8 protein-coding genes are annotated in these 8,634 nt (G+C 72.8%); all 8 read right to left on the bottom strand.

From position 1 onward, the window contains the following. Positions 1–10: 10 nt before the first annotated feature. Positions 11–640 (bottom strand): helix-turn-helix domain-containing protein, encoded by a 630-nt coding sequence (locus VGI02_RS28530; RefSeq protein ID WP_331633387.1) that lies wholly within the window; start codon positions 638–640, stop codon positions 11–13. Then, positions 633–1,442: an endonuclease/exonuclease/phosphatase family protein gene (locus VGI02_RS28525; protein WP_331633384.1), complete on the bottom strand. Its 810-nt coding sequence runs from the start codon at positions 1,440–1,442 to the stop codon at positions 633–635. Before VGI02_RS28525 ends, VGI02_RS28530 begins: the two co-directional genes overlap by 8 nt. Positions 1,443–1,450: 8 nt before the next feature. After that, positions 1,451–2,440 (bottom strand): P1 family peptidase, encoded by a 990-nt coding sequence (locus tag VGI02_RS28520; RefSeq protein ID WP_331633382.1) that lies wholly within the window; start codon positions 2,438–2,440, stop codon positions 1,451–1,453. A 1-nt stretch (position 2,441) separates the two neighbouring features. Further along, entirely contained in the window at positions 2,442–3,668 is a 1,227-nt protein-coding gene (locus VGI02_RS28515) for a CaiB/BaiF CoA transferase family protein (protein WP_331633380.1), read from the bottom strand. A 131-nt stretch (positions 3,669–3,799) separates the two neighbouring features. Continuing rightward, positions 3,800–4,663, bottom strand: a complete 864-nt coding sequence (locus tag VGI02_RS28510) for an SRPBCC family protein (RefSeq protein WP_331633378.1) — start codon at positions 4,661–4,663, stop codon at positions 3,800–3,802. 99 nt (positions 4,664–4,762) lie between these two features. After that, positions 4,763–5,614 (bottom strand): FAD binding domain-containing protein, encoded by an 852-nt coding sequence (locus VGI02_RS28505; RefSeq protein ID WP_331633376.1) that lies wholly within the window; start codon positions 5,612–5,614, stop codon positions 4,763–4,765. Further along, positions 5,611–8,103: a xanthine dehydrogenase family protein molybdopterin-binding subunit gene (locus VGI02_RS28500; protein ID WP_331633374.1), complete on the bottom strand. Its 2,493-nt coding sequence runs from the start codon at positions 8,101–8,103 to the stop codon at positions 5,611–5,613. The genes VGI02_RS28505 and VGI02_RS28500 overlap by 4 nt, the downstream gene beginning before the upstream one ends. Next, a complete protein-coding gene (locus tag VGI02_RS28495; protein WP_331633391.1) occupies positions 8,103–8,630 on the bottom strand; it encodes a (2Fe-2S)-binding protein in 528 nt (175 codons plus the stop codon). The genes VGI02_RS28500 and VGI02_RS28495 overlap by 1 nt, the downstream gene beginning before the upstream one ends. Positions 8,631–8,634: the final 4 nt, after the last annotated feature.

Here is an 8,634-nt window from a genome sequence, read left to right as displayed (position 1 = left end):
GGCACGTGACTCAGAGCAGGGTCGGCGCCCGCCCCGTGAGGGCCTTGCAGTCCCGCGCGAGGTGGGGCTGGTCGACGTAGCCGGCTTCGGCCGCCGCATCCGCCCACGGGTCGCCACGACGGTGCAGCGCGAGCGCCCGCTGCAGGCGCAGGACCCGCCCGAGGTGCTGTGGGCCGTAGCCGAAACGGGAACGGCAGCGGCGCTGCAGGGTGCGCGCCGAGAGCCCCGTCCGGTCGGCGATCGTCGCCACCGGAGTCCCGACGGCGGCTGCACCGAACGCGGCAGGCGCCCACGGGTCGTCGTCGTGCACCGTCGCGAGCCTCCCGATCACCCAGTCCCGCAGCGCCGCCGCGTCACCACCGAGGCCCGCGGCCGCGGCGCGCCCCACGACGTCCGCGAGCGGGACCACCCGACCGGTGAGCTCGTCCGCCGGGACGCCGAGCACCAGCGGCCCGAGACCGTGCGAGAACCGGATGCCCACGTACCGGCCCTCGTCGTCGGACTCGCGGGCCGTCGCGTCCGGTCCCGCCACGACCGCCGTGCCGTCCGGGCGCACGATCACGTCGAGGCAACCGTCCGGGAGGATCAGCGCCGGCCCGGAGGCGTCGCGGGACCAGGGGTGCACTCTCCGGTCAACCATCGCCCACCGCCAGGTCCACGACGACACCCGCGTGGTCCGAGGGCCACACGCCGTCGATCGGACGATTCCCGAACACGGCGGTGTTCTCCACGCGCACCGGCACCGTGCCCCGGTCGAGCCCGACGAGCACGTGGTCGATGCGCGCGGGCGGGGAACCGCTGGGCGCGACGTAGGGGTTCGCCGGGGTCCAGGTCGGCTCGTCCGGGTCGACGGCCCAGCGCCGGGTGTTCACCAGCAGCAGGCCGGGCTCGGCGGGAGCGGTGAGATGGCCCTCGAGCAGGCGCATCTCGTCGGAGTCGGCCTGGGCGTTGAAATCGCCCATCACGAGCGGGGGCAGGTCGGTCGGCGGAGCGGTGACCACGCGCCGGGCGATCACCCGGACCTGCTCGACCCGGCCGCGCGACCCGACCAGCGACGAGTCCAGGTGCACGGACCAGACCGGACACGAGCCCGCCGGGGTGTCGACGACCGTCCCGTGGAGCACCCGCGTCCCCGGCACCCGCCCGGCCGGCAATCCCTCCGTGCGCTCGGCGCGGACCGGCCAGCGGGCCAGCACCGCGTTCCCGATCCCGTAGGTCGGGCCGTCGCGCCCACTCGTCCACGGCGTGGGGTCGGGCGAGCCACCGAAGGCGGCATACATCCCGAGGTCGGCCGCGAGCGCAGACGCGAGGTCGTCGGTGGCCGAGGACCACACTTCCTGCAGGGCGATCACGTCGGCGTCGAGGTCGCGCAGCGCGGCGAGGACCCCGGGGCGGCGCCGTTCGTGGTCGCCGAGTCGCCACCAGAGGTTCCAGGTGGCCACGCGCAGCCTCATCCCGCGACCACGTCCCGGTAACAGCGGTAGGTCCCAGCGTCCGTCGTGACCGTCTCCGCCGCCAGCACCGCGTTCCCGACGGCGCGCGTCACGGCGTCCGCCCCGGCGGTGAGCACGGCCTGGAGCCCGGCGAGGTCGGGGGCCGGGCGCTCGGTGGTGGCGAGGCCGAAGAAGGTGTCGCCGTCAGTCATGCCGTGCACCGGACGGATCGCGCGGGCCAGCCCGTCGTGCGCGACCGCGGCGAGCTTCGAGCACTGGGCCACGGTGAGCGTGGCGTCGGTCCAGATGACGCCGATGGTGGTGTTGAGCGTGGGCGGTGCGGTCGCGGCGGCGAGGCGGTCGCGCAGCGGGCCGCGGTCGGCCGGTAGCTCCGGCGGGACGGCGTCGTCGGCGGTCAGGTGCCGGGCGGACCACAGCTCGCCGGTCTGCGGGTCCACGGCCGAGCCCGCCGCGTTGACCACGCACAGCGCGGTGACCGAGTCGCCGCCGTCCAGGGTCACCGACGCCGTCCCCACCCCGCCCTTGAGCCCGCCGACGAGCGCCCCGGTGCCTGCCCCGACCACTCCCTGCGCCGAGGGCCCCTCGACGGCGGCCGCGAGCGCCGCCGCCCCGAGCGCGGCGTCGGGGCGGGCGCGGAAGTCCCCGCCGCGCCCGAGGTCGAACACCACCGCCGCGGGCACGATCGGCACCACCTCGGTCGCGCGCGCACCGACCCGGAAGCCGACACCGTCGTCACCGAGGGCGTCCATCACCCCGGTCGCCGCGGCGAGCCCGTAGGCCGATCCCCCCGAGAGCACCACCGCGTGCACCCGGTCGACGAGGGTCCGCGGGTCCAGGGCGTCGGTCTCGCGCGTCCCCGGTCCTCCCCCGCGCACGTCGACCCCGGCCACGGCACCGTCGGGACCCGGCAGCACCACCGTCGTCCCGGTCAGGGCCCCGTCGCCGATCCGCCGGGCGTGGCCGACGCGCACCGGATGGGAGGCCACCTCAGATCACCCCGTCCGCGGCGAGCGAGTCGATCTCGTCGGGCCCGAGCCCCAGCTCGCCGTAGACCGCGTGGTTGTCCGCCCCGGGGGCGGTGCCCGCGCGGCGCACGCTGCCCGGGGTGGTGCCGAAGGTCGGGACCACGCCGGGGCCGAGGACGTCCTCGTCGAAGCGCTCGTCGTGGTGCGGGACGAGCATGTCGCGGGCGCGGAACTGCTCGTCGTCGACGACCTCGGCGATGGTGTTGATGGGCCCGACGATCACCCCGGCCTCGTCGAGCATCGTGCGCACCTCGGCAGCCGGCCGGGCCCGGACCCAGTCCGCGACGATGCCGTCGATCTCGTCCTGGTTCTCCCCCCGCGCGGCGTGGTCGACGAAGCGGGGATCCTCGGCGAGCTCCGGGCGCTCCATCACGGCACACAGCCGCCGGAAGACGCTGTCCTGGTTCGCCGCGACGACCATCCAGAGCCCGTCGGCGGCCTGGTAGATGTTCGAGGGGGCGATCCCGTCGAGCCGGGTCCCGGACGGCCGGCGGACGCGGCCGAGCTTGTCGTACTCGGGGATGCACGACTCGAGCACCGACAGGCAGGCCTCGGTGATCGCGATGTCGACGACCTGCCCCGTCCCCGTCACCGAGCGCCGGTACAGCGCGGCGAGCACACCCTGCACCGCGACCATCCCGGCGAGCGAGTCGCCGAGCGAGACCGCCGTGCGCGGGGGCGGCTGGTCGGGGTAGCCGTTGATCCCCCGCAGCCCGCTCATCGCCTCGGCGACGGAGGCGTACCCGGGCAGCGAGGCGTAGGGCCCGGTCTGCCCGTAGCCGGAGACGCGACCGAGGATCAGTCCGGGGTTGACCGCCGCGAGCCGGTCGTAGCCGAGGTTCCAGCGCTCGAGCGTGCCGGGGCGGAAGTTCTCGACGACGATGTCGGTCTGCTCGATCAGGCGCATCAGGACCTCCTGACCGCGTTCGCTGCGCAGGTCGAGGGTGATGCAGCGCTTGTTCCGCCCGATCACGGTCCACATGAAGCGGTGCCCGTGGTAGTCGCCCTGGCCCCACTCGCGCACCGGGTCGGGACGCCCCGGCGGCTCGATCTTGACGACGTCGGCGCCGTAGTCGCCGAGGATCCGGGCCGCGAACGGGCCCGCGATGATCGTGCCCATCTCCAGCACCCGCAGGCCCGCGAGGGGACCGGTCACGGAGGTGTCCGCGGCGGCAGGGGTCGTCGTCATGGTCGACATTCTCGCCCGGCCGCGGAGCGCATGCGTGGGTGGCGCCGTCCGCTCGCCCAGTGACAGCGTCCTACCGAGCACGCCGATAGGGGGCCATTGCTGTCACTGGGCGGCGGCGGATCTGCGGCGGATCAGCGGCGGGCGAGCCGGATGATCAGGAAGATCAGCCCGAGCACGCCGATGCCCGCGGCGACCGGGATCAGTCGCTTGGTGATCGCGTCACCGGAGGCGTCGAGCAGGTCGATCGCCTCGACCGGCTGGCGCTTCGGACGCGCCGCCGTGGCGCCCGCCGCGGACGCCACGGGTTGCGGAGCACTGGCCGAGGGCGAGGCCCCGGGCTTGGCGGCGGACGCGTTCTCCTGCTTCGCGCCGGCGACCGTCGAGGCCATCGGCGCGGCCTCGGGGGCCCCGGACGAGGCGGCGACCGGCGCAGGCGCGGCGGGCTGGGACACCGGAGCGGCCGCACCGGCCGTGGCGGTGGCTGCTCCCGACGAGGCCGCGGGTGCAGCGCCGTTGGACGCCGAGGGAGCCTCCGCCGCGGGCGCGGGGGCCTCGGCGAACTCGTCGGCGAGGCACGACGCGAACTGGCCGAGGATCTTGTCGCCGACGTCGGCCATCACGCCGCGGCCGAACTGCGCGGGCTTGCCGGTCACCTGCATCTCGGTGAGCACGGTGACCGTGGTCTTGCCGCTGCCCGCGTCCTTCATGGTCAGCGTCGCCTTGGCCGAGGCGGTGCCGTTGCCGCGCGAGTCGCGTCCCGAGGCGTCGACGACGACCTTGTGGTTGGTCTTGTCGCGCTCGACGAAGGTGCCCTTGCCCTTGTAGGTCATCGAGATCGGACCGAGCTTCACCTTCACGGTCCCGGTGAAGTCGTCACCGTCCTCGGAGGTCAGGGTCGCGCCCGGGAAGCAGGGGGTCACCTTCTCGGGGTCGTTGAGGGCGTCGTAGACGGTGTCGATGTCCACGGGGACGGTGAACGAGTTCTCCAGCTGCATAACTTGCCTCCATACGGCATGAGGGACGACATGCGCGAGGCCCGTCGCCGCCCCTTTTTCCAGGGGCGGAGACGGGCCTCGTAGCGGTACGGCGAGGGCTCAGCCGGCCGCGGCGAGAACCGCCCGGCCGGTGAGCACCCTGGCGAGGTGCTCGCGGTAGTCCGAGCCGGCGTCGGCGTCCGACGTGGGGCTGGTGCCCTCGGCGGCGGCCTGCGCGGCTGCGCGGACCGTCTCCTCGGCCATCGACTGCCCCACCAGGGCCGATTCCACACCCCGCGCCCGCACCGGGGTACCCGCCATATTGGTGAGGCCGATGCGCGCGTCAGTGATCGTCCCGCCCTCGACCTTGACCGTGGCGGCGACCGCGACGATCGACCAGGCCTGGGCCACGCGGTTGAACTTCTCGTAGCGCGCGCCCCAGCCGGTGTACTTCGGGAACCGGATGGCGGTGAGGATCTCCGTTGGGCCGATGGCCGTCGTGAAGTAGTCCTCGAAGAACTCCGCCGCGGGCACGCGACGCTCACCGGACGGGCCCACGACGACCAGTTCGGCGTCGAGCGCGAGCGTCGGCGCGGCCAGGTCGCCCGCGGGGTCCGCGTGCGCCAGGGCCCCGCCGAGGGTCCCGCGGTGGCGGACCTGCGGGTCCGCCACGGTCCTCGTCGCCTCGCTGATCAGCGCCACGTGCTGGTTCAGCAGGTCGTCGCGGGTGACGTCGTGGTGGGTCGTCATGGCCCCGACGACGATCGCGTCGCCCTCGTCGCGCACACCGCGCAGTTCGGCGACGCCGCCGAGGTCGACGACCAGCGACGGGTCACCCATGCGCAGCCGCAGGACGGGGATGAAGCTCTGGCCGCCGGCCAGGATCTTCGCGTCGTCCCCGCCGTCGGACAAGGCCTGCACCGCCTCGCCGACCGTCGTCGGCCGGACGTAGTCGAACGATGCCGGGATCACAGCGCGCCTCCCTGGTTCTTCACCGAGCTGTCCTTGGCGTTGGAGCCGAGGCCCGCACCCGGCGAGGCCACGTTCGCCTCGTCGCCACGGCCCGCGGTGCCCTTCGCGGAGTTGATCGCCGTCCACACCCGGTACGGGGTGGTCGGCATGTCGATGTCGGAGACACCGTACTGGCGCACGGCATCGAGGACGGCGTTCACGACGGCGGGAGTCGAGGCGATGGTGCCCGCCTCGCCGACGCCCTTGACGCCCAGCGGGTTGGTCGTCGAGGGGGTCGTGGTGTTCGCCGTGTCGAAGCTGATCAGGTCGGCCGCCGAGGGCAGCGTGTAGTCGACCAGTGTGCCCGAGAGGAGCGTCCCGGACTCGTCGTAGGCGGCCTCCTCGAAGAGGGCCTGGGCGATGCCCTGGGCGAGACCGCCGTGGACCTGCCCCTCGACGATCAGCGGGTTGATCACGGTGCCGACGTCGTCGACGCAGACGTACTTGTGCAGCTGCACGAAGCCGGTCTCGGTGTCGACCTCGACCGCGCACAGGTGGGTGCCGTGCGGGTAGGAGAAGTTCTCCGGGTCGAACGTCGCGTGGGCGTCGATGTCGGGCTCGACGCCCTCGGGCATGTCGTGCGCGGCGAACACGGCCAGGGCCACGTCGGCGATGCCCACGCCCTTGTCGGTGCCCTTGACGCTGAACGTGCCCGCGGTGAACTCGAGGTCGTCCTCGGAGGCCTCGAGCATGTGCGCGGCGATCGGCTTGGCCTTGTCGACGACCTTCTCGGCCGCCTTCACCATGGCGATGCCACCGACGGCCAGCGAGCGCGAGCCGTAGGTGTCGAGGCCGCGGTAGGACGACTGGGTGTCCCCGTGGAGGATCTCGACGTCGTCGAACGGGATGCCCAGCTTGTCCGCGATGATCTGCGAGAACGCGGTCTCGTGGCCCTGCCCGTGCGGGCTGACGCCGACGACGACCTCGGCCTTGCCGGTGGGCAGCATCCGGATGGACGCGGTCTCCCAGCCGCCTGCGCCGTAGTCCAGCGAGCCGAGCACGCGGGACGGGGCGAGGCCGCACATCTCGGTGAAGGTCGAGATGCCGATGCCGAGCTGCTTGACGTCGCCGCGCCGGCGCCGCTCGTCCTGCTCACGACGCATGCCTGCGTAGTCGAACATGGCCATGGCCTGGTCGGTCGCGACCTCGTAGTTGCCCGTGTCGTAGGTCAACGTGCTGACCGTGGTGAACGGGAACTCCCCGTGGGTGATCCAGTTCTTCTTGCGGAACTCCATCGGCTCCATGCCGAGCTCGAGCGCGACCTCGTCCATCATCCGCTCGATGCCGAAGGTGGCCTCCGGACGGCCGGCGCCGCGGTAGGCGTCGGTGAGCGTCTTGGTGGTGAAGACGTTGGTGCAGTCGAACCGGTAGGCCGGGACCTTGTAGATCGCGTTGAACATGAACGCGCCGAGGATCGGCACGCCCGGGCCGACCAGGCCCAGGTAGGCGCCCATGTCCGCCAGGAGCTTCACGTCCAGGCCGGTGATCCTGCCGTCCTTGGTGACGCTGACGGCGAGGTCCTGGATCTGGTCACGGCCGTGGTGCGCGGTGAGCAGCGACTCCGAGCGGGTCTCGGTCCACTTCACCGGCTTGCCCAGCTTGCGGGCCACCAGCAGCGTGACGACCTCCTCCGGCGCCACGGCGATCTTGCCGCCGAAGCCGCCGCCCACGTCGGGGGCGATGACGCGGAGCTTGTGCTCGGGCAGCCCGAGGGTCAGCGCGAGCATCGTCTTGAGGATGTGCGGTACCTGGGTCGACGACCACATCGTCAGCTGCTCGCCGTTGGGGTCCACCACCGTGGAGCGCGGCTCCATGAACACCGGCACCAGGCGCTGCTGGCGGAACCGGCGACGGACGACGATCTGGTCGTCGGCCTTCTCGGCGGCCGCGATGGCCTCGGTGGCGGAGCCGCCCGAGCCCGCCTCGCCCGAGTCGAACACCCACTGGGCGTTCTGGTTGGTGCCGAGCTCCGGGTGGACGAGGGTGGCGCCGTCGGCCAGCGCCGCCTCCATGTCCAGCACCGGCTCGAGCTCGTTGTAGTCGACCTCGACGAGCTCGGCGGCGTCCTTCGCGATCGCCGCGGAGCGCGCGACGATGACGGCCACTCCCTCGCCGGCGAAGTTCACCCTGGTCCCGGCCAGCGCCGGGCGCTGCGGGGACTTCATGTCCTTGGTGATCGGCCAGGCGCAGGGCAGCTGGACCGCGTCGGCGCCGAGGTCGGCCGCGGTGTAGACCGCGACGACGCCCGGGACCTGCTTCGCGGCGCTGGTGTCGATCGCCTGGATCTCGGCGTGCGCGAACGGGCTGCGCACCACCGAGATGTGGAGCAGGCCGGTGATGGCCTGGTTGTCGGTCCAGCGCGTGCGCCCCGTGATGAGGCGGCGGTCCTCCTTGCGGCGGCGGTCGCGCCCGATCTCCTGGACCGGGGGCTTCTTCTCCGTCGTGGTCATCAGGCCCCCCCGCCCGCAACGGACTGCGGCGTCTGCTGTGAGGGCACCGTGTTCCCGGCGCCCGGCTTCATCTTCTGCGCCGCGTCCTGGACCGCGCGGACGATGTTCTGGTAGCCGGTGCAGCGGCAGAGGTTGCCCTCGATGCCCTCGCGGACCTCGTGCTCGGAGGGGTCCGGGTTGTCGCCGAGGAGATCGATCGACTGCATGATCATGCCCGGCGTGCAGTAGCCGCACTGCAGGGCATGGTTGTCGTGGAACGCCTGCTGGACCGGGTGCAGCTGACCGTCACGCTCGAGACCCTCGACCGTGAGCACCTCGCTGCCGTTGGCCTGGACGGCCAGCACGGAACAGGACTTCACCGAGAGACCGTCGAGGTGCACCGTGCAGGCACCGCAGTTGCTGGTGTCGCAGCCGATCACCGTGCCGGTCTTGCCGAGGCGTTCCCTCAGGTACTGCACGAGCAGCATGCGGGGCTCGACGTCGTCCTCGTAGACGAGGCCGTCGACGGTGGTCCGGATGCGTGCCATGGAT

This window comes from Actinomycetospora sp., from assembly GCF_036497245.1.
Classification (GTDB): domain Bacteria; phylum Actinomycetota; class Actinomycetes; order Mycobacteriales; family Pseudonocardiaceae; genus Actinomycetospora.
Note: the sequence above shows the minus strand (reverse complement) of the source record. Positions and strands in the feature narration are given on the sequence as shown.

Bases quoted from the DNA above. Each gene is read 5' to 3' on its own strand.
- VGI02_RS28515 (WP_331633380.1), bottom strand. From the start codon at position 3,668: ATGACGACGACCCCTGCCGCCGCGGACACCTCCGTGACCGGTCCCCTC.
- VGI02_RS28530 (WP_331633387.1), bottom strand. From the start codon at position 640: ATGGTTGACCGGAGAGTGCACCCCTGGTCCCGCGACGCCTCCGGGCCG.
- VGI02_RS28510 (WP_331633378.1), bottom strand. From the start codon at position 4,663: ATGCAGCTGGAGAACTCGTTCACCGTCCCCGTGGACATCGACACCGTC.
- VGI02_RS28495 (WP_331633391.1), bottom strand. From the start codon at position 8,630: ATGGCACGCATCCGGACCACCGTCGACGGCCTCGTCTACGAGGACGAC.
- VGI02_RS28500 (WP_331633374.1), bottom strand. From the start codon at position 8,103: ATGACCACGACGGAGAAGAAGCCCCCGGTCCAGGAGATCGGGCGCGAC.